Here is a 22,510-nt window from a genome sequence, read left to right as displayed (position 1 = left end):
AATGAGTACCTATACCCTTATCAAAAACACCGGACTGCTGGCCCTGGTCACCCTGCTGCTCTCCTGGATCAGCCCGGAGCCCGTGGTGCCGTTGACCGACGAAAAACCGGACGAAACCCGTTTTTCGAAAGTAATACTGGCCGAAAATCTTAACGAACCCATGGAACTGGCCGTGCTTCCCGACGGGCGCGTGCTGGTGGTGGAGCGCAATGGCGGAATTCTACTCTACGACCCCACCACGTCCGTGATGCGAAAAATCCTGGATTTACCCGTGTTCAGCAAGATCGAGGACGGACTGCTGGGTATGGCCCTTGACCCCGGCTTTGCCGAAAACCAGTGGTTGTACCTGTTCTACTCCCCTGTGGGTGACACGCCGCAACAGTACGTGTCCCGGTTTACTTTTAGGGACGGCACCATTGATCTAACCTCCGAAAAAGTCCTGCTCAAAATTCCCACCCAACGCGAAGAATGCTGCCACTCGGGCGGCTCCATTGCTTTTGGCAAGGACGGCCACCTTTTTATCGCCACCGGCGACAACACCAGTCCGTTTGGCTCCAACTACTACGCTCCGCTCGACGAGCGACCCGGTCGCTCGGCCTGGGACGCCCAGCGCACTGCGGGCAATACCAACGACCTGCGCGGGAAGATTCTGCGCATCCACCCCGAAGCCGACGGAACCTATTCCATCCCGGAAGGAAACCTGTTTCCGAAAGGCACCGCGCAGACCCGCCCGGAAATCTACGTGATGGGCTGCCGCAATCCAATCCGGATTTCGGTAGATCAGCAGAATGGGTACTTGTACTGGGGTGATGTGGGACAAAATGGAGAGAAGGACAGCGAGCGGGGCCCCCGCAGCTGGGACGAATGGAACCAGGCCAGAGGGGCGGGAAATTTTGGCTGGCCTTACTTTGCGGGCGACAACCAGCCCTACGCTGAATATGATTTTGCCAAAGAAAAAGCAGGCAAGTTCTTCGATCCGCAAAATCCGGTTAATAATTCCGTCCACAATACGGGGCTGAAGCAACTACCACCCGCCCAACCAGCTCTCATCTGGTATAACTATGTGAAATCGGATCTTTTTCCTCACCTGGGTACGGGTGGCAAGAGCCCTATGGCCGGCCCCGTTTTCTACACTGATTTTTATAAAAAATCGGAACGTTCTTTTCCGGGCTACTACAACGGCAAGCTCTTTATTTTTGAATGGATGCGCGACTGGATCAACGTAGTAACCCTGAAACCCGACGGCACCTATGGCAGCATTGAGCCCTTCATGCCCAACACGCTTTTTGAACATCCCATTGACATGGAATTCGGCCCGGACGGGGCGATGTACGTGCTGGAATACGGTACCTATTGGTTTGCCCAGAACGCCAACTCCAAACTGACCCGCATTGACTATTCCGAAGGCAACCGCCCTCCCGTAGCCAAACTGACGGCCAGTACCACCGTGGGAGCCGCCCCCCTGACGGTGCGCCTTTCGGCCAGAGGCAGCCTGGACTACGACGCCGGCGATGCCCTGACCTACCAGTGGACCATCATTCCGGCCGGTCAGGCCGCTCCACGGAAAGCAAGCGGAGAAACTACATCGCTCACCTTCGATAAACCCGGCACCTACCAGGTAACGCTGAGCGTATCGGATAAAGCGGGTAAGGTTTCGTCCCGTAGTACTGAAATAAAGGTCGGAAACGCTCCCCCGGCCATCAGCCTGGAATGGCCGTCGAACCGCTCGTTTTACTGGCCCAACCAGACCCTGGCGTATCGCGCGGTGATTACTGATAAGGAAGACAAGCAAAAAGGGGGGATTGATCCAAAAAAGGCCGTGGTGATCTTTGAATACATACCCTACGGGGAGGACATAACCCTGGCTGCCCAGAATTACGAGTCGGTCGTGGGCAGCACCCGCCTTACCGCCGGGGAGAAACTCATCAACGAAAGCGACTGCAAAGCCTGCCACGGCCTGAGCCAGAAATCAATTGGCCCCTCCTACCAGGAGATTGCCAAACGCTACAAAAACGACGGAACGGCGCGGGAAAAACTGGCCCGAAAAGTGATCAGCGGGGGCAACGGCAATTGGGGCGAGAACGCCATGTCGGCCCACCCGCAGCTTACCCTGGCGCAGACCACCGAAATGGTGAGTTACATCCTTTCCCTGGCCGAGGCCCCTGCGGCTGTGAAATCGTTGCCCCTGGCCGGTACCGTCGTGACCCGGGCACCCGCGCCGGAAGAAGCTCCGGGCAAGTACCTATTGACAGTGTCGTATACCGACAAAGGAGCAAATGGCATCGCCCCGCTAACCACCCGGAAGGAATTTTTGCTGCGCCCACCCCTCCTGGGAGCTATTGCCTGCGATACTTCCGCCAAGGCTGCTCTTAACGGTAGCAGCCAGAAAGAACCGGGCCGGGTGCGCTTCACCGAAAACGGTGCCTTCATCGGGTTCCGGCAGCTGGATCTGACCGGTATCCACAGTATTACCCTGCACCTGGTGTCTTCCGGCGTTGAGGGTAGCCTGACGCTGCACAGCGGCTCACCGGAAGGACCGCTGCTGGGCACGGTTCCCATACAGCGCTCCAACAAGCCCATGAGCCTGACCGCTGACCTTGCCAGGCCCATCGGACCGGACAACCTGTATTTTGTGTACCACGATGGCAAAGGAAAAGCCGGGATGTTCAATGGGCCGCTCTTTACCGATATTTTATTCCAAAAATAGTCCGAAAGCAGTGGAGCAAAGCCCCCTGCTTTCGGTTTTTACATTTTCATCCAAATCAGCATGATACAGGTAGGTATATTTACCGGCTATTTTCCTTATTCCCTGGCCGAAACCGCCCGGAAAATACGCTGTCTGGATTTCAACACGGTGCAGCTGGACGTGTCGTTCAAGGATATGGATCTCTCTACAGGGAGCCTGGATACCCCGAAGGCGAAAAAAATCCGGGATACGTTCCGGCAGCACAACCTGCCTATTTGCTGTGTATCAGGTTACACCAATCTGGTGCATCCCGATCCGGTAGTACGCCAATCCAATCTGACCCATCTCCGGCAAATCATCCGACACGCCAACGACCTGGGCTCTCCGTACGTGATAAGCGAAACGGGTACTTTTCACAAGGAAAGTGACTGGGTACATCACCCTAAAAATAAAACCGAAGCGGGCTACCGCGAGTGCCGCGATGTGATCGGCGAGCTGGTTTATTTTGCCCGGCAGTACGGGGTTACGTTTTGCGTGGAAACCTACGTGAATAATGTCATTGGCTCCGTGGAAGAAACCCTCCGACTTTTTGCCGACATTGACCACCCCAACCTGGGGCTACTGATGGACCCAACCAACTATTTTGAGGAGCACAACATCGGGGCCATGGATATGACCCTGAACCGGATTTTTGATGCCCTCTCGGGTAAAATTAAGATCGCCCACGCCAAGGACGTGCAACTGGCCGAAGCCCCGGTCGGTGTGGCCCTGGCCGCCATTGACACCGACGAGGCCCACGCCCTGCGCGGGGTCGGGATGATCGAACTTCCCGCGCCGGGCCTTGGCGCATTGAACTATGACCTGTATCTGAAAAGGCTGGCCGAAAAGCACCCGAATATTCCAATCATCATCGAGCACCTGGAAGAACCGGATGTGCCGCGCGCCAAAAAATTTATTGACAACCGTCTGCTGGTCAACGGTTTGTAAAAAAACATTTTCTCAAAAAATAGGAATACCCCATGCAAGATTTCCCTACGCGCCGAAGTTTTCTCAAAGCCTCACTGCTCCTCAGCGGCATGTCGTTCAGCCGTACCTATGCCAAAGGAGATCTGGGTTTACTGGTAAAAAGTCCGGTCAGGCTGAGCGCTCATATATGGGTATACGCCAGTAAGTACCCGCCCGACTGGAACTGCACCCCGATTCTGGAGCAGGTATTTTCGGAAATAAAAGCGGCCGGTTTTTCCGGTATCGAACTCATGAATATCCTCCTGGAACCCGACGATGCCGTCACACGCATCTCGGCGCTGATCCGGCGGCACGGCCTGCCGGTCACAGGTTGCTCGTATGGGGCCGCTATGTGGAAGGCCGACCAACAGGAGGAAATTGTGGCCAATGCCACCAAAATCCTGGATCGCCTGCAACAGCTGGGGGGCACCAATTTTGGCGTATCGGTGGGGGATGCCCGCCGCAAAAAAACCTCGGAGGAACTGGATGCCCAGGCTGCAGTGCTGAAAAAGCTCATTCCCATCGCTAAATCCAGGGGCATTATCCTGAACCTGCACAACCATACCTACGAAGTAGAACACGGTATGCACGATCTGAAAGGTACCCTTGATCGGGTACCCCATCTGAAACTCGGTCCCGACCTGAACTGGCTCATTCGCGGGGGGGTAGATCCGATTGCATTTATCCAAACCTACGGTGACCGGATCGTGTACATGCACCTGCGCGACCAAAAGGCCACCGGCAAATGGGCCGAAGCGCTGGGCGAGGGCACAACTGACTTTGGAGCTATTGCGAAAGTTTTAAAGAAAATGAACTGCCGCGGCGAGGCTGCCGTTGAGCTGGCCTTCGATGAGCCCAATCAACGTACCCCCGCCGAAAACTGGCAAATTAGCCGACGCTACGTAAAAGAGGTATTTGGCTGGTAGCGATTCACTGGCAATTATTGATCAAACCATTTGTTAATTAAAACTATATGCAAGAACTGGCCATCGGGGTGGATATAGGCGGCACCCGGACCAAAATAGGTCTGGTGGACTTACGCGCGGGTCGGGTACTGGAAACACTTATTTTTTCAACCGAAACCCGGGATGCCAGCCGCTTTGAACATATCCTTTCCGATGCTATATATACACTGCAAAATCGTCCAGAATCGGCCGACGCTACGTTGAAAGGCGTGGGCATTGGGGTTTCGGGTTTTGTATTCGAAGACGCTACCGTGGACTCCACCTACGGTTTTATAGATTTTATGGAAGATTACCCACTGGCCGGGATCGTAGAAAAGGCCCATCATCTGCCCTGCCGCCTCGACAACGACGCCCGGCTGGTAGCGCTGGGCGAAGCGCTTTACGGGAGTGGGCGGGGCTTTCATCGGGTACTTGTCCTGACGCTGGGTACCGGCCTGGGACTCGGGTTGGTAGTCAATGGGCGGTTGGCAGAAAAACTACCCTACGGGCATATGGGCGGCCATATGACAGTCACCCACAACGACAGCCGGTGTTACTGCGGCAAAACAGGTTGCCTGGAATCACTGGTATCAGCTACCGGTCTCCTGGACAGCGCACGGCGCTATTATGGTTCGGCGAAGCAAACGGTTCCTCCTGCTTCGGTGGAAGCTCTTTTCCGCGCAGCGGCTGAGAAAAACGAAACTTCCTGCCAGGTGGTACATGAGTTTCTGGGCCACCTTAGCACGGGGCTGGGCAACTATATCAACCTCTTTGCGCCTGACCGGATCGTACTGGGAGGAGGCATGGCCAAGGGACTGGACCCCTGGCTGCCCACGTTGCTCCCAACCCGGCAACTGGGGCCCTATAAAAAGTATCAAACCACCCTTTCGCTCTCCACCCTGGCCGAACAGGCCGGTATTCTGGGCGGCGCCGCCTTATTTCGATGAGCCTATGAAAACAAGGAATACCTGGATGTACTTTGCCATCGCCGCCGCCTTTTTCTGGGGAGTGTGGGGAGTAGTGGCCAAGCTAATTTCGGAAGAGGTCAATCCGTTTACAAACCACCTGCTTTTCACCCTCGGGATGCTGATTACTATTCCTTTGGTTTTGGTTAAAATCCGGCAGGAAAAGCCGGAAAGAAAGGGAATTTTATGGGGTATTATCGCCGGCACGCTGGCCGTGGCGGGCAACGTGGCCGTTTTTCAGGCCTTTACCAGCGGTGGGCTCGCGGCGATCGTTATTCCCCTCACAAACCTGTACCCGTTGGTCACCATCGGAATCGCCCTGCTGGTTCTTAAAGAAAAACTCAACTGGATCAATGCACTTGGTATCTTGCTGGCCTTACCGGCGGTGGTGATGCTTTCGGGCCAACGGCTGCTGTTTGACGATCCGGAGGCCTTCCTCAAAAACGTCGGCCTGTCCCCCTGGCTGCTATTTTCCTTCGTGGCTTTGTTTTTCTGGGGGGTATTCAGTGCTGCCCAGAAAGTGACCACCAACTTGATTTCCGCCCAATGGGCGTACGCCTCCTTCATCGGGTCGAGCGTAGGGCTATCACTGGTCTTTCTGGGGGCGGGTTGGGTAAATTTTTCTTTTTCCCAAAACACCCTTTTCCTCGGCTCGCTCGCCGGGCTGCTCAATGGGCTCGGCGTACTATGCAGTTTTGCGGCTTACAAGGCCGAAGGCAAGGCCTCGCAGGTAACAACCATCGCCGGGGCACTGCAACCGGTATTCACCATTGTTCTGGCTATTCTGTTTCTGGCCGAAAGCATCACGTACGTGGAAGTCTCCGGCATTTTGCTCGCCATTGTGGCGGCCCTGGCGCTTTCCTATGAGAAAAAAACGGCCGCCGTCATCACCCCAACCTTAACTACCCACCAATGAACACCCCCCTGTCTGAACTTCGGGAGGTTCCCGAATGCGCCCGCCAAATGCTTGCGTCGGATGTACCTCCCCTGCCGTTGGGAGTACCTTACCTCGGTATGGGATCCTCGTATTTTGCTCCCCTGGCTTTCAAGTACATGGGAGTACCTATTCGGGCCGAAATCGCCTCGGAGTATGAGTACTACCTGTCCGCGAATAAGAAAAGTCCGGAGGCGGTGCTGCTATCCCAATCGGGCCGGAGCACCGAAGTACTGTGGTGCCGGCATCGTTTCGATCGGTACACTGCTCTCACCAACTACCCCGAAAACGAATTAGGCGCCCATGCAACTGCGGTGATTCCGCTTCTGGCGGGAGAAGAGCTGTTTTCTTCCTCCAAAACTTATGTCAATACGCTGCTGGCCCTGTTCAAAGGCTTTGGGTACGATCCTGCGGATACCGTTGCGCTGCTTTCGGACAGGATGCAAGCCTACCAAGAAACCGGCAAACGCATGGCCAAAGAAGTGTTTAACCTGATCACCCGCGAAAATATTCACGGCATCTACCTCACCGGCAGCGGGCCCAACCTTGCCACCGCGCTGGAAGCGGCCCTTATTCTGAGCGAGAGTACCAAGCGTAATTTCCACGGCCTGGCCATGGCTCAATACGACCACGGCCCCAAAGAAACGGCCCGTAACAGCATTATTATTCAGATTTTGGCCCCGGGGAATTCTTACGAGCGGAGCCTCAAACTGGGAGATACCGTTGCCCGCGCCGGAGCAACCGTTTTCCAGGTAGAGGAACCCCAGGCCGAAGAGCATTTTTCAATACTGTGCAACATCCTACCCTTCAATTTCATGGCCTGCCACCTCGCCGAACTCCTGGGTATTGGCGACACATTCACCGTAGGGGGCAAAGTGACGGAGGTGTCTTGATAATGAGTGACTTTTGAATGGGTGAATGATAGCGTCTTGAAGGAGTCACCCGTGCTAAGGGCAAAAAAGAAACAATTGCTACCAGATTACCAATTTCAACCCATGAAGCCTTCCCTGATTATTCTATGCCTGTTCACTTGGTGCAACAGCCTGGCCCAGCCCGCCACCCGCATCTACCTGGCCAACGACGACCACACCGACTATATGTGGACAGCCAACGAGGCGCAGTACGATTCAGCCTTCGTGCACATGCTGGACTACTACCTCGATCAGATAGATTCGACCCGGAACCTTCCGCCCGATTTTCAGGCGCGCTTCAACTGCGACGGCAGTTACTGGCTCAGAGCGTATGAGAAATTTCGGACCCCATTGCAGTTCAATCGCCTGGTTGAAGCCATTCGTTCTGGGCACATCAGCAGTCCACTCACTACGATGGTAAGTACCTACGGCGCTCAGCCCACTGAGGCCGTATTGAGGGGCATGTACTACGCCGGTCAACTAGAACGCCGTCTAGGACTCCGTTTCCCCCTGGCAGTAGCCATGGAAAACCAGACCCTGCCGCTCGGATTGAGTAGCTTGTGGGCAGGAGCAGGGGCTCGGTACAGCTGGAAGGGAGTATGTGGTTGCGCCAGCCGTATCCCAAACGCCATACTGGCGCATCGTCGCCATCAGCTATACCGCTACAATGGCCTGGATGGCAGTGGTGTGATCATGAAATGGTACAACCTGTCGGGCTCCAACAATATGTCGTTGGGAGGCTACGCCGAAGCCCGGCAGGAAAAAGTGCTGGAGAACCCTTTGGGAAAAATGGCCAGCTTTGTGGCAGATCTGGCGGCTATGTGCGGCAATCGGACTTACCCCTATCAGGCAATCGGGGCTTTTGGGTTTGGCTGGGACGACCTGGCTACTTATGTCGCCCCTACCTTTATCATAGCAGCCCGAAATGGTACCACCCCGCAACGCCGGGTACGCGTATCCAACGAGGTGGATTTTTTTGAAGATATTGAGCGAACCTACCCCCAGCTGCCTACCGAGTCGGTCAGCTACGGCAACGAATGGGACACCTACCCCGTCTCTATGAACGAAACGACGGCCAAAGTACGGCGTGCCACCGAAAAACTGCGCACGGCCGAAGCCCTGGCCGCAGTAGTTTCCATAAAGATGCCTGATTTTGCCCGAGATCTATCCTCCGCCAAAAAGCAGGCCTGGGAAGCGTTCGGCTTTTATTGGGAGCACGACTGGACCGCAGATGGGCCCGTTTCACAGAAAGACCGGGCCGAGTGGCAAATCAAAATACAAAATCAGATCACCGGCTATTCAGATTCGCTCTATACCCGATCCCTGTTGGCATTGGGTCAGCAGCTTAAAACTGAAATTGCACCCCGGTTTTTTGTGTTCAATCCCCTGAGCTGGACCCGGAGTGACGTGGCCGATGTAGAATATAAGGGGAGCGACCCCGTTCGGGTGGTGGATGTGACTACGGGCCAGGAGGCAATAAGTCAACGGGTGATGAGGGGGGGCCGACAATACCTGAGGCTTTGGGCAGAACAGGTACCTTCGGTGGGGTACAAGGTGTTTGAAATACGCTCCGGAACGCCCGTCTCCCAGCCCGATGCCGCCCGGCTGGTGGATAAATACTTTTTGAATTCCCACCACAAAATTCGTCTCCGCCGATCAGGAGTCATCACCGACTGGATAGATCTAGCCAACAACCAGTCACTGATCAAAGGCACGCAGGGCCGCTATTTGAACGATCTGGGTACGGCTGAACTGGACGAAGGGGAACCGCTGGTCGTGGAAAACGCCGGTCCGGTGTCAGTGACCCTGAAAGCAGTCTCACGCGATCCTATCCTGCATACCGTGCGGTTGACCCTATATAAAAACAGTCCCCGCATCGAGATTCAGGATAGCATTCAGGAAAACTTCGGTGATTTGAAAACCTGGGCGTTCTCATTTGACCTAAAAAATACCACTACCCGGCACGAAGAGCTGGGTGCCATCCTGACCGCAAAAAATGAAACCCGGGGCGGACACTACGCCAGCCAAAACGCCCGCTACGACTGGCTGACGTTCAACCACTTTGCCGATGTCAGCAACGGACGATCGGGTATTACCCTCTCAAATGTGGATTGCAGTTTTTTCAGATTAGGCAAAAGTCAGCCCGATTCCCTGGATGAACATTCCGCCCAGCTCAACGCCCTGGCTGGAGGACAGACCGACCCCTACCGCGACACCCTGATGCTGGGTATCAATAACCAGTTTGGGCAGCAGGACTTTCTGTATCAGTTTGCCCTTACCGCACACAAGGGTGCTTTTGACGCCACTTCCGCCATGAAGTTCGCGCTGGAACACCAGAACCCCTTAGTGGCGGCCCTGCTCACGGGGGAAGATACCGGTACCGGAGTCACCTCTTTTTCATTACTAACCCTTAACGATCCCAAGGTTCTGCTGTGGAGTGTTAAAACCGCCGAAGATGGGCCAGGTGAAGGCTTGATTACCCGGTTCTGGAATCTGAACAACAAGGCCACCAGGCCCACCCTAACCCTCACCCGGCCCATTCGCCGTGCGTGGCGCACCAGCCATATTGAGACCAACGAGCAGTCCTTAAGGCCCACAACCGGTAAATTAAAAGTATCCTTGCAACCCCACCAGTTGAAGACATTCCGGTTGCTTCTGGATTGAGGTTAAAACCAAACGTTGACCATTACTATAGATAAGCACGATGCAAAATTCAGTTCAGAGTAGACCTACCAACCGCGAAGCGTCCTCGCGGCGGACGTTCCTGAAATGGCTGGGGGCGAGTTCGGCCATTTCGCTTTTACCTACCTCCACTCCGCAGGCGAGCAGCGGTAAGCCACCCACCCGTATCCCCACTGCCACGGGCGAAATCTTCTCTGACCAAATGGGAATCACCAGTGTCCACGAGCACATTCCGCTACCCAGCAATCCGGCTCAGCGTGAAAAAAGCCTGGCTTTTGCCATTGATGAACTTAAAAAAGCCAAAACGTTGGGTTTGCAAACCATCATTGACGTAGGCCCCACCGAAGATGTAGTGGGTATTCGGGAGGTAGCCCAGGCCACCGGCGTTAACGTGGTATGTTGTACCGGCTTTTATGTCCTGAAAGATGACCAGCAATCCATGACCGTAGAAGATTTTGAAACGCACATGCGACGGCAAATTGAGGAAGGGATACAGGGAACACAAATCCGGCCGGGTGTGATCAAAGTAGCGACCCGTCGGCTACCCATTACCCCCGCCGAGAAGAACCTGTTCATTGCTGCCGCCCGCATCCAGCAGCGATACCACCTGCCGATTTGTACCCATGCCGTCAGTGGCTGCGCCGAGCAGCAACGTATCCTCGAAGCGGCCGGCGCCGACCTGACCCATTGCTATTTTTCGCACATAGAAGCTACATTTGGTTGGGAAGGACGAAGTGTGGAGCAGGAAATTGACTACCTGCAGGCGGTGGTGGAAAAAGGCAGTACGCTGAGCTTTAATAATTTCGGCAACTGGAACCATACCAAACCGGAAGACCTCGCCCTGATTATCCGGGAACTAACCAACAGGGGCTACGACGACCGAATGGTAGTTACTATAGATTTCACCTGGTCTATGGAAAACGGAAACATTAAAATCCTCTGGGGAGATACCAACGCCGATGGCAACGACCGCACCTATTCTTACCCTATTCGCAAGGTGGTACCCTGGTTAAAAGAGCAGGGAATTCCCAACCGCAGCATTACCAGGTTCATGAAGGATAATCCGGAAAGGCTATTTACCTGGTAAAATAGACGGGATTTTTTCTGACTTCGAATTGAGCCGGACTCTGACTATGCATAATTTAACTACACGTAAAACATTACGCTTTCAAGTCTGTACTTTACAGATTACTCCGTCGCACCTCCCGGCTTATTTTTCCAATCCCGCTACCGAAAATTTATCTGTTCGCCTGCCTTTGAATTAGAAAATTACCGACCTCTTGTTAATGAAAAGTAATGGTGTGGCCGCAATGAGCCAAACTCTGTTTGGGCGGGTAAGTACCATACCAGTGAGTCGGCTGCCCACCGGGCGGTACGTGGTGGTTTTTATCGGCAAAATGGAATCACCGCGACCCGAACCTTTGTCAAACAGTAATTCCCAGCAAAATATTTAAAACCCAACCCAAAGCTATGTCCATCAAATTCTTCGCCCCCCACTGGGGCAATGTTCTACCCTTTGATAGTTTTTGTCAAAATGTAAAAGCCGCAGGCTACAATGGTGTGGAAATGGCATTACCATTTGCTAAAAAAGAGAAAGAGGAAACCATCGCCATTCTGAAAACCTACGATCTGGAATTGATTGGGCAGTATTACCAATCCTTTGAACGGGATTTGCAGGAACACCTCCAAAGCTACGAAAAACACCTGTGGAATCTGGTGGAGGTAGAACCGCTATTCATCAATTGTCAAACCGGCAAAGACTACTATACCTTCGAACAGAACCAGACGCTTTTTGAAGCCGCCGCCCGGATTGCGCGGGAAAGTAGCGTTCGTATCATTCACGAAACCCATCGGGGCAAAAGCCTCTTCGCTGCCCACATCACGCAGGAGTACCTTACCTACCTGCCCGATCTGCGGATTTGCCTGGACATTTCGCACTGGTGCGCAGTGCACGAATCGCTGCTTGATGATCAGAATGAGGCCGTAAGTCAGGCCATTTCCCGCACGGACCATATCCACAGCCGGGTAGGGTTCCCCGAAGGTCCGCAGGTCAATGACCCTCGCGCGTCAGAATGGGCCGAAACGCTCAACGCGCACCTAACCTGGTGGGATCGTGTGGTGGAGAAGCACCGCGCTGCCGACACCCGACTAACCATCAACACCGAGTTTGGTCCGGCCCCGTACATGCCCCAGCAGCCCCACACGCAGGAACCGTTGGCAAGTCAGTGGGACGTGAATGTGTTTATGATGAGGTTGCTGAAAGAACGCTATGATTTGGGCTGAATATTTTCTCTTCTTCGGTGGCCAATTTGAGCAAATCCCAAGCGCACAGCTACAAACTCTGATTTGTCAGAATGTATGTAGCTGAGCCTAAATGCGGCAGAAAAATATATGATAGGTAAAAAGTCATAAGTGGTGACTTTGCCTGCTTATCTGTCGATTTATAAACATTTCTCCTAAAATGATTGGACAGCTAGGTGAGCAGCAAATGTGGGAGGCCTTTCAATCAGGTGATGAAGAGGCCTATACAACTATTTATCGGCTACATGTAAAAGCCATGTACCGCTACGGGATGAGTCTAGTTCCGGTTTCAGAAGCCTTTGTTTTTGATTGTATTCATGATGTATTTACCGAACTTTGGCTAAAACGGAAGAGGCTTACCGTTCCCGATAACGTAAGGTTTTATCTACTTAAATCGCTCAAAGTAAGAATCCTGCATCTTCTCAAACGGAAGGAGCGGGTGCATTTACCCCTTTCAGAAGAGGATTATGATGAACTTTGGTCAGAGCCCTCTTCAGTGGACCATTTTGTGTTTAATGAAGAACTGTACAATCGCCAGGACTTGGTTAGGAAGTTGATCGATCAGTTGTCGCCCCGGCAACAGGAAGCTCTGCGACTTCGCTATGAAGAAAACATGGACTATGGGGAAATTGCTTCCCTGCTATCTATTAATCGACAGTCAGCTCAGAATCTTGTTTTTAGAGCAGTAGAGAAACTTCGGACCTGGATGCTCTGATAATTTTCATACATTTTTTACATTTTGGTGAGTATGGAAACATGCGATTAGTCATCTATTCAAAAAAATGGATCTAAAATTCGTGCTACACGATTACGAAAATTTTAACACTTCTGATTTTGTTGTGGATGATGCTTTCATCCGCCATCACTTATTTCCAACCAGAAAATCGCAACATTATTGGGATGCCTGGCTGGTCAGGCATCCTTTGAAGAAAAAGGAATGGTACCGGGCCAAAGAGTTAATAGAGGCGGTACAATTGGGGCTTAATGATTACACCAGAACGTATCTATCGGAAAAGGATGAGGAAATACTTCTAAAACGGATTCTGACTACCAATACTCAGGAGATTACACCTTCGGCTCAACTTGTGTATGTATGGAAAAATCCATGGGTTAGATCCGTAGCTGCTGCCAGTCTGCTGCTCACCTGCCTGGTCATAGGCTACATGTATTTAACCAGACGTACTGTATCAGCCTATAATCAACATAATACGGTACTCTTCAGCAGCGCTATTGAAAAAACTAACGCTACCTCAGCCGTGGATACGGTAGAGCTCCCTGATCATTCTGTTGTGCTTCTCTATCCCCAAAGCCACTTAAGCTATTCTAATGACTTTGGTAAAATAAACCGAACCGTCAATATTTCGGGAAAAGCGGTCTTTGATGTAGTCAGAGATCCTGATAAACCTTTTATTGTGTATGCCAACGAGCTTGTCACCAAAGTACTTGGAACCCGTTTCGAAGTGCAGGCCTATGATGATTCCAGAGAAGTTGTTGTGAAAGTGATAAGTGGCCAGGTTAGTATATTTAAAAACAAAAACCTGCTTGGAGCGCCTGCTCCCAGTACTGACCAACGGGCAATGCTGTTAATGCCCAACCAGCAACTCACCTTTTCCAGGCAAACTGAAGAGTTCAATAAGAAACTGGTTGAAGTACCTCTACTTGTGCTTCCTCCAAAGACTCCGCCTCCAAGTTTTGACTATGAGGAAACAGAAGTAGCTTCTGTCTTTGCAGATCTTGAAACCGCCTATGGAGTAGACATTATTTACAACAAGAGCCTGCTTGAGGGTTGCCAGCTAACAGCCTCCTTATCCAATGAAACCTATCAGGAGAAACTAAACATAATATGTAAATCCATTGGCGCTACCTACGAAATTATTGATGCACACATTATAATCAGTTCTAACGGTTGTACATTTTGACGGTAGCAGTTCATACGCAAACCTAAACCCCAAGAATTATCAATGATAACATAACTACTCTTCCATTGCACATAACAAGAATGGCAACGGCGCTTGCCCCGCCGTTGCCATTACATCCCCAAAACAGCCTTAGAAGACTGACAGGGGGGAGTTTTTGCCCTAAACTTCACAAAGAACAAAACAATCAAAGATATGAAACAAGTGAAAACTTTACTGTTCAGGTGTATGAAAATTTCGTTGGTCCAAGTATTTCTTGCCTGCATTTTCATGGGTGCTGCCTGGTCAAATGATTTATCGACACAGGAAGTACTGGATCGTCGGATAAGTATACATGTGTCAGAGGGAAGTATAAAAGAAGTATTGAAACAGATTGAAAAGGTAGCTGATGCCCGGTTTTCTTATAGTCCTCAGCTAATTCAATCCAGTCGTAAAGTGACCCTGGCAATACAAAACCAACCACTAAAGGATGTTCTGGATATACTTCTCAAGCCCTTGCATATCAGCTATGAAATAGCTGGGAAACAAATAATATTAAGAAATGACCTAAAACAGCAGGGGGCTCTGGAAAACACCGACCCGAAGCTAACTAGCTCCGCCTTTCAACCTGTGTCAGGTAAAGTCACCGACGAAAAAGGCGAAGGCCTGCCAGGAGTGAGTGTAATTCTGAAAGGAACGCAACGGGGAACCACAACTAACGCGGAGGGGCAGTTCCAGATTGAAGTACCCGATGGAATGGCCGTACTGGTTTTTAGTTTTGTAGGATACAAAAGTCAGGAAATTACAGTAGGTAATCAGAATAACCTTTCGGTGCAGCTGGAATCAGACGTGGCTAATCTGTCGGAAGTGGTTGTGGTAGGTTTTGGTACCCAGAAGAAAGTAACCATGACAAGTGCCGTTTCTACTATCCAGAGTGAGCAGATAACGGCCCGGCCGGTTAGCAATGTTCAACAGTCATTGCAGGGCCTGGCTCCCGGCCTTACCGTGCTTGATCGCGGGGGAGCCCCGGGCCGGTCAAGTGCCACCATGCGGATAAGAGGTATTACTACCCTGGGGGATAATTCGGCACTGATCATAGTCGATGGGGTGGAACAGGTCCTGTTTGATATGAATCCGGAGGATATAGAGTCAGTAACTGTATTGAAAGACGCCTCATCAACCGCTATTTATGGGTCCAGAGGAGCTAACGGAGTTATATTAGTTACTACCAAGCGTGGTAAAGCAGGAAAAGTATCAGTGGCCTATAATGGCTATTATGGGATACAGGAATCTGTCAATAAACCCAGAATGATGGAGCTGGAAGCCTACATGCGCCACCAACAAATTGCTTACACAAACGTAGGTTCAGCGATTCCTCCCAGGTTTACAGACCAGTCAATTAATGACTGGGTTAATGCAACAGACCGTTATAAGTACCCATTGCCCAATACCTGGTTCGAGACGGTATTAAAACCGGCCCCCATGTCAAATCATACCTTTTCTGTAAATGGTGGAAACGAGCAGTTTAGAGCCAGAGCAAGCATACGTATGCAGGACCAGGGGGGAATTGCTCCTAATTTCGAGTCAGATATCAGGGAGATACGACTGTCTACTGATTTTAATGCCTCTGAAAAAGTGCGCTTTACGGCTGATGCTAATTATCGGAACAATAATTCAGTCGCACCGCTCATAAATATTATAAATTTCTTTCTACATGCTACTCAGTTTGCTGTACCAAAGTATCCCGATGGTACCTACGGACTGAGCTTACAGGGGCAAAACCCGCTCATGTGGGCAGAGAAAGGAGGAGTGTCCCGGTTATCATCCGACCGCATGGTAGGTAATGTTAAGGGAGAATGGGATATCCTTAAAGACCTGACTTTCTCTACGCAGTTAGCCGGGATATTTACAAGTACCTACCAAAAAGACTTTACCAATGCGTTTTCAAATACTGATAAGAATAATAATGTAACCAGAACGGTGGCCAACAATTCCCTTACTGAAATACGCAATCAACAGAAAGAATATACCCTTACCAGTTTGCTTACCTACCGCCATACCTGGGGAAATCATGACTTCAGTATCATGGGAGGCTACCAGGAATTTTCCTATCAACTATATAATTTAAGCGCTTACCGGCAGCAATTTTATAATAATGATATCCAATCAATTGGACAGGGTATTGCTGATGCAACAAGAACCAACGGGGGGAACGACGAAGAAGGAGGAATCAGGTCCTTTTTCAGTCGCATAAATTATACTTTTGCCAATAAGTACCTTTTAGAGTTGAATGCCAGACGCGATGGATCTTCGCGGTTTTCGCCAGAAAATCAATTTGCGTTCTTCCCTTCCGGATCGATTGGATGGCGTATCTCTGAAGAAGCGTTCTTTTCTCCTTTGAAAAATGTTTTCCATGAATTAAAACTACGGGGTTCCTACGGGCAGACCGGAAATCAGGCCATTCCGCCTTACCTATTCTTCCCTCAGTTAAGTGCCAGCAGCTACACATTTGGAGGAAATACCGTCACAGGTTATCGCCAGTCCACTAGAATCGATCCGTCTGTAACCTGGGAAACAAATACCCAGACGAATCTGGGGCTGGATGCCTCAATGCTGGATAGGAAACTGAATTTAACGTTTGATGTGTATAAAAAAAGAACAGACGGTATTTTGTTGAATCTTCCTATCCCTCAAACCATAGGCCTCAATCCGGGCCCTCAAAACGCCGGTATTGTTGATAATAAGGGAATAGAATTAGGGATCAGTTACCAGAACAGCAATCCTAGTGGTTTAACGTATAATGTGGCAGGTAATTTTGCTGTAAATGATAACAAAGTGGTCAGTTTATTTGGTACCGGACCCTATATCAGCGGTACCGACATTGATCCACGCTTTGTTATAAAAGAGGGGCTACCTATTAATGCCCACTGGGGTTACCTGACCAATGGGCTGATACAAACCAAATCGGAAGCTGATGTTTCTCCGTATTTCCAGCGCACTGCTCTACCGGGAGATGTCAATTTTGTGGATTTAAATGGAGATAAAATCATCACGGAGGCGGATATGACGATGATTGGAAATCCATTTCCAAAGTATAGCTTTAGTCTTAATGGAGGGGTAGGCTACAAAAACTTTCAACTGAATTTATTTTTCCAGGGAACGGCTGATGTGGATGTGCGCTTATCAGGCGCGCTTTCTGAGGCAGGAAATCAGGAAGGTTTTATGCACGAAATCTATACCAACAACTATTGGACGACCGAAAATCCCAATGCCCGTTTTCCCAGGCCTACCAAATTTAACTTGCGCAATCAGGCGACAACGGATCGGCTGATTATTGACGGTTCGTACCTGAGACTAAAAAATATACAACTGGTATACAATATACCCCCTGCTTTCAGCAAAAAGGTATGGGTTCAAAGAGCCAGCGTATATATTTCGGCTACCAATCTTTTCACAATTTCCAAATTAAATGAATGGAGTCTGGACCCGGAAGTAGAATCCGGTCGGGCTAATTATTATCCCCAAACGGCCATGAGGACACTGGGACTTAACCTGCAATTTTGATACGTCATGAACTTGACAAAAGAATAATTTAAAAACTTTACTGCTGTCATTCCTATGAAGCCATTTTCTAAAAATAAGTACTTATTGATACTTGCTGTTGTATTGGCGGGTTCAACTACCTCGTGTAAGGACGATCTGTTAAATCCTGTTCCGAACGACAGGATTTCAACTACTATATTCTGGCAAACTGATACGGATGCCCTCCTGGCGGTCAACGCCGCCTATCCTTACCTGATGGGGCTAAACATTTTTACACTTGACGGTATTACTGATATCGGACATACGAATCAGCCATTCAATACCAATGCCTTCGTCGAGAGCGGCTCGTACGACGCCTCCCATAGTCTGATCGCTTCCGAATGGTCAAATGCTTATGCCGGAATTGCCACAGTCAATGACTTTATGGAAAACGTAGACCGTGTAAGTACAACCAATCCGGCACTGATCAATCGGTTAAAAGCCGAAATGCAGTTTCTTCGGGCTTACCAGTATGTGCGACTAGCCTCTCTTTACGGAGGGGTGCCCCTGGTAACCAAAACATTAACTACCGAGGAAGCCAAAAATCTAAAGCGGGATGATGTACAAAAAGTGTGGGATTTCGTGGACAGCGAACTTAGAGCCGCCGCCCAAACTTTACCCAACAGCTATCCGGCCAGCGATAGGGGACGTATAACAAAAGGAGCTGCATTGGGAATGCTGGCCCGGGCCAATTTATACGCAGGTAGATTTCAGAAAGCCAGTGAAGCGGCCAGTGAGGTGATGAAACAGGGATACAGACTATACCCAACCTATGGTAAACTCTTTTCCTACGCAGCCGAAAATAATCAGGAAGTAATTCTGGATCGTCAATATCTAAGTACCTCCGGACTAAGCCATAATGTCTTTGCGCATATGGCACCTTATAGCCAGAAGAACTCTAACAACAACTTTGTACCTACTAAAAAACTCGCGGATGCCTTTACAATGGCAAATGGTCTGGATATAAACGATTCTTCCAGTGGTTTTGATCCCAAAGATCCTTACAAAAATAGGGATCCGCGAATGAGGTTTACCATGTTTTTGTCTGGAGATCCATTGCCCAGTGGGGCCGCCTTTCGCCCCGAACCAACCAGTGGTACATCCGACGCTATCGGGAATACTTATCTGGCCTCTACAACTGGCTTTGTAGTCAAGAAGTATATAAATAATGAAGACTTCGCTGCCCCCGGCGTTTCAGGAATCAATATTATTCTGATGCGTTATGCCGAGATCCTGCTTACCTACGCCGAAGCAAAAATCGAGCTCAACCAAATAGACCAGACCGTTTATGATGCTATCAATCTGGTTAGAAACGGGCGGGAAGATGTGAAGTTGCCCTCCGTTACTACTGGTCTTTCTCAGGATAAATTAAGAGAAATAGTTCGCCGGGAAAGATTAGTGGAGTTCGCTTTTGAAGGATTACGTCTTTTTGACATCCGTCGCTGGAAAACCGCAGAGAAAGTTATTCCGGGTGATGTTTTTGGGATAACCTGGCTCAATAACGGGGCTTTAAGTACTATTCAGGTACAGGCTTTCAACAAAGTATTTAATCCTAACCGTGATTATCTGTGGCCGATTCCGCAGAAAGAATTGGATCTTAATAAGGAACTCACCCAAAATCCGGGTTGGTAATGCAGCAGCAATCCAGTCTATACGCCAGTCAGTATCATAAAAAGGGGCTAGTCAGTCTCCTTATGCTGCTATTGGTACTTACTGGTTTTATTCTGGTACAAAGACCGGATGATACCTCCCGCCCAAATATTATCCTAATTATAGGGGATGATATCTCGGCGGAGGATATAGGATGTTATGGTAATGCCAAGATCCGTACTCCTAACCTTGATTTGATGGCAAAAGAGGGTATGCGGTTTACAAATTTCTACCTTACCACCAGTTCGTGCAGTCCCAGTCGTTCTAGTATATTAACAGGTCGGTATCCACATAATACCGGCGCAGCGGAGTTACATACAGCGCTGCCCGCCCACCTGGATTTTTTTCCGGAACTACTAAAAAAAAGCGGGTACTTCACGGCTTTACTGGGCAAGTGGCATGAGGGTGCTGCTACCCGCCGGGCGTATGATACCCTGCTGGTGGACCGGAAAGCAAACGGGGAAGGTGGCGAGGAACAATGGATAAATATACTTCGGGCCAGGCCAAAAAATAAACCCTTTTTCTTTTGGCTGGCGCCGTACGATGCCCACCGTGAGTGGTCAACCAAAGGCTTCCACAACCGGCACGATCCACTAACGGATGTAATAGTACCGCCTACCCTGGCAGATACCAAAGAAACTCGCCAGGATCTGGCCTCCTACTACAACGAGATAAGCCGCATTGATTACTACCTGGGCCAACTAATGGCCGAACTCGTCCGACAGGGGATAGCTGATAATACCCTAATCCTATTCATGGCTGATAATGGACGTCCTTTCCCCGGGAGCAAAACACGGATGTACGATACGGGAATGCGGACACCCTTTGTGCTGAAATGGCCAAAAGGTATTAAAAGCAAGGGCACTGTTTGCGAAAGCATGGTGAGCAGTATTGACATAGCGCCTACCCTGCTTCACCTGGCCGGCGCAACGCCTTCGGCAACCATACAGGGGGTAAATTTTTCCCGGTTGATTAACCAACCCGAAGCGCCCTTTCGTACCCATGTTTTCTCGGAGCATAACTGGCATGACTATTCTGCCTATGAGCGGGCGGTACGGACAAAAGAATACCTGTATTTGATAAACCGCCGTCCTGAATTGACTAATGAGGGCCCCATAGATGCTAATCAAAGTCCATCAGCCAGGGCCTTAAAGGCTGCCCGGGCGGATGGACATCTTAGCCCGATACAAAAGGATATATTCCTCTCGCCCAGGCCTACGGAAGAGTTTTTTGATTGCAACCTTGACCCGATACAACAAAAAAATGTAATCTTTCTACCCCGGTATGCCAAGGAGGTTGCAAAACTAAGGCGAATTTTAAAACAATGGCAGACAAGCACCGGGGATACTTTCCCCAAGCACCTTACTGCCGATTGGTATGACCGGGAAACTGGACAGGCATTACCCTCCAAAGATCAGAGAGGAGAGATGCCTGGCAAATCCTCTAAGGCAGATAAAATAAATAACAAAGGCCCCTTTTAACCCATAAGTAATATGATTAGAAGACCACTTTTGTATGTTGGGGCCATGACAATGGCATTCACCATGAGCTACGCACAAAATGCCAGTAAAACTAACCGGCCCAATGTGCTGATTATTGCAGTAGATGATTTGAACAATAACCTTGGAAGCTACGGTCGCAAAATCGTTAAATCTCCTAATATTGATCAATTAGCACGACGGGGAGTTCGCTTTGAGCGAGCCTATTGCCAGTTTCCCTTTTGTACCCAGCCGAACCTCATTGCTAACGGGGCTCCGTCCAGATTCCACAAAGGTGTTTGATCTGAAAACGCATTTTCGGACCACAGTTCCTGATGTAGTAACCTTGCCTCAACACTTCAAAGTCAATGGGTACTTTACAGCCAGGGTTGGGAAGCTATATCATTACGGTGTTCCGGACGAAATCGGTACGAATGGCCTGGATGATGCACTTTCCTGGAATGAAGTTTACAATCCTAAAGGCCGCGATAAAACAGACGAACCCCTTATTACCAACCTGACTCCCAGCCGTGGCCTGGGATCCTCTCTCTCTTTTTTAGCCGCGGAAGGAACAGACGAAGAACAGACCGACGGCATGGTAGCTACCGAAGCCATTCGTTTGCTGGAGCGCCATAAAAATACGTCTGGTAGCGCGAATCCGTTTTTTCTGGCGGTTGGTTTTTTCAGACCGCACTGTCCATTTGTGGCTCCCAAAAAGTATTTCGATATGTATCCGCTGGATAAAATTATTCTTCCTCCGCACTCTCCCGGCGACACCACCCAATACCCTCAGGAAGCGTTTTGGACCTATCCTTTTAACTGGGGCCTCAATGATTTGGAACGTCGACGGGTGATCCAGTCCTATTATGCATCTATTTCCTTTATGGATGCTCAGGTAGGACGTGTTCTAAATTCCCTTAAACAACTGGGACTATCAGAAAATACCATAGTAGTTTTCTGGAGCGACCACGGCTATTTGTTGAGTGAGCATGGTCAGTGGATGAAGCAGAGCTTATTTGAAGAATCAGCCCGGGTACCCATGATTGTAGCGGCCCCCGCTGCTCAAGGGAATGGCAAGGTTAGCCCACGTACGGTCGAACTCCTGGATATTTATCCAACGCTTACCGACTGGTGCGGTCTAAGTACACCCGCCCATGTAGCTGGCCATAGCCTGGTTCCGTTGCTGAATAACCCGCTGCTTTCCTGGCATTATCCGGCTATAACCCAGACAATTCGGAAAAATGGAATGGGACGCAGTATTCGTACCGAACGCTGGCGTTTTACCGTCTGGAACGACGGTCAGGGGAAAGAAGAATTGTACGATCATGAAAACGACCCGCGGGAATTGAAAAATTTAGCCTCAGATAAACGATTCAATAAAATCAAACAAGAATTAAGCAAAAATTTATTTAAGTAAAACCTGCCTATGCCAAAAACAGGCATATTTAAAAACTGAACATGATTTATTCCTAACCAT

General features: G+C 50.0%; 14 protein-coding genes and 1 pseudogene. All 15 read left to right on the top strand.

The features are described from left to right. Window position 1: 1 nt before the first annotated feature. The gene (locus tag VGN67_RS03440) at window positions 2-2,707 is read left to right on the top strand and encodes a PQQ-dependent sugar dehydrogenase (protein ID WP_327485369.1); all 2,706 of its coding nucleotides are present in this window, start codon (window positions 2-4) and stop codon (window positions 2,705-2,707) included. Window positions 2,708-2,767: 60 nt separating this feature from the next. After that, on the top strand, window positions 2,768-3,673 hold the full coding sequence (locus tag VGN67_RS03435) for a sugar phosphate isomerase/epimerase (protein WP_327485368.1): 906 nt from the start codon (window positions 2,768-2,770) through the stop codon (window positions 3,671-3,673). 32 nt (window positions 3,674-3,705) lie between these two features. Continuing rightward, complete coding sequence (locus VGN67_RS03430) at window positions 3,706-4,617, top strand: sugar phosphate isomerase/epimerase (RefSeq protein ID WP_327485367.1); 912 nt, start codon at window positions 3,706-3,708, stop codon at window positions 4,615-4,617. A 47-nt stretch (window positions 4,618-4,664) separates the two neighbouring features. Continuing rightward, entirely contained in the window at window positions 4,665-5,582 is a 918-nt protein-coding gene (locus VGN67_RS03425) for an ROK family protein (protein WP_327485366.1), read from the top strand. A 4-nt stretch (window positions 5,583-5,586) separates the two neighbouring features. Continuing rightward, window positions 5,587-6,516, top strand: a complete 930-nt coding sequence (locus tag VGN67_RS03420) for a DMT family transporter (protein WP_327485365.1) — start codon at window positions 5,587-5,589, stop codon at window positions 6,514-6,516. Next, a complete protein-coding gene (locus tag VGN67_RS03415; protein ID WP_327485364.1) occupies window positions 6,513-7,427 on the top strand; it encodes a hypothetical protein in 915 nt (304 codons plus the stop codon). The genes VGN67_RS03420 and VGN67_RS03415 overlap by 4 nt, the downstream gene beginning before the upstream one ends. Window positions 7,428-7,529: 102 nt before the next feature. Continuing rightward, complete coding sequence (locus VGN67_RS03410; RefSeq protein WP_327485363.1) at window positions 7,530-10,109, top strand: glycosyl hydrolase-related protein; 2,580 nt, start codon at window positions 7,530-7,532, stop codon at window positions 10,107-10,109. Between the two features lie 40 nt (window positions 10,110-10,149). After that, a complete protein-coding gene (locus VGN67_RS03405) occupies window positions 10,150-11,214 on the top strand; it encodes a hypothetical protein (protein ID WP_327485362.1) in 1,065 nt (354 codons plus the stop codon). Window positions 11,215-11,597: 383 nt separating this feature from the next. After that, the gene (locus VGN67_RS03400; RefSeq protein ID WP_327485361.1) at window positions 11,598-12,410 is read left to right on the top strand and encodes a sugar phosphate isomerase/epimerase family protein; all 813 of its coding nucleotides are present in this window, start codon (window positions 11,598-11,600) and stop codon (window positions 12,408-12,410) included. 178 nt (window positions 12,411-12,588) lie between these two features. Beyond that, a complete protein-coding gene (locus VGN67_RS03395) occupies window positions 12,589-13,143 on the top strand; it encodes a sigma-70 family RNA polymerase sigma factor (protein WP_327485360.1) in 555 nt (184 codons plus the stop codon). 67 nt (window positions 13,144-13,210) lie between these two features. Then, complete coding sequence (locus VGN67_RS03390) at window positions 13,211-14,347, top strand: FecR family protein (RefSeq protein ID WP_327485359.1); 1,137 nt, start codon at window positions 13,211-13,213, stop codon at window positions 14,345-14,347. Between the two features lie 225 nt (window positions 14,348-14,572). Further along, entirely contained in the window at window positions 14,573-17,887 is a 3,315-nt protein-coding gene (locus tag VGN67_RS03385; protein WP_327485358.1) for a TonB-dependent receptor, read from the top strand. A gap of 54 nt (window positions 17,888-17,941) precedes the next feature. Next, window positions 17,942-19,537 carry a RagB/SusD family nutrient uptake outer membrane protein gene (locus tag VGN67_RS03380; RefSeq protein ID WP_327485357.1) on the top strand — a complete coding sequence of 532 codons (1,596 nt, stop codon included), beginning with the start codon at window positions 17,942-17,944 and terminating at the stop codon, window positions 19,535-19,537. Next, complete coding sequence (locus tag VGN67_RS03375) at window positions 19,537-21,036, top strand: sulfatase (RefSeq protein WP_327485356.1); 1,500 nt, start codon at window positions 19,537-19,539, stop codon at window positions 21,034-21,036. The genes VGN67_RS03380 and VGN67_RS03375 overlap by 1 nt, the downstream gene beginning before the upstream one ends. Window positions 21,037-21,048: 12 nt before the next feature. Next, window positions 21,049-22,450, top strand: a pseudogene (locus tag VGN67_RS03370) (sulfatase). Window positions 22,451-22,510 lie beyond the last annotated feature (60 nt).

This window comes from Telluribacter sp., from assembly GCF_035998675.1.
GTDB lineage: Bacteria > Bacteroidota > Bacteroidia > Cytophagales > Spirosomataceae > Telluribacter.
The sequence above is the reverse complement of the archived record's forward strand: the minus strand, read 5'-3'. Positions and strand labels throughout refer to the sequence as shown.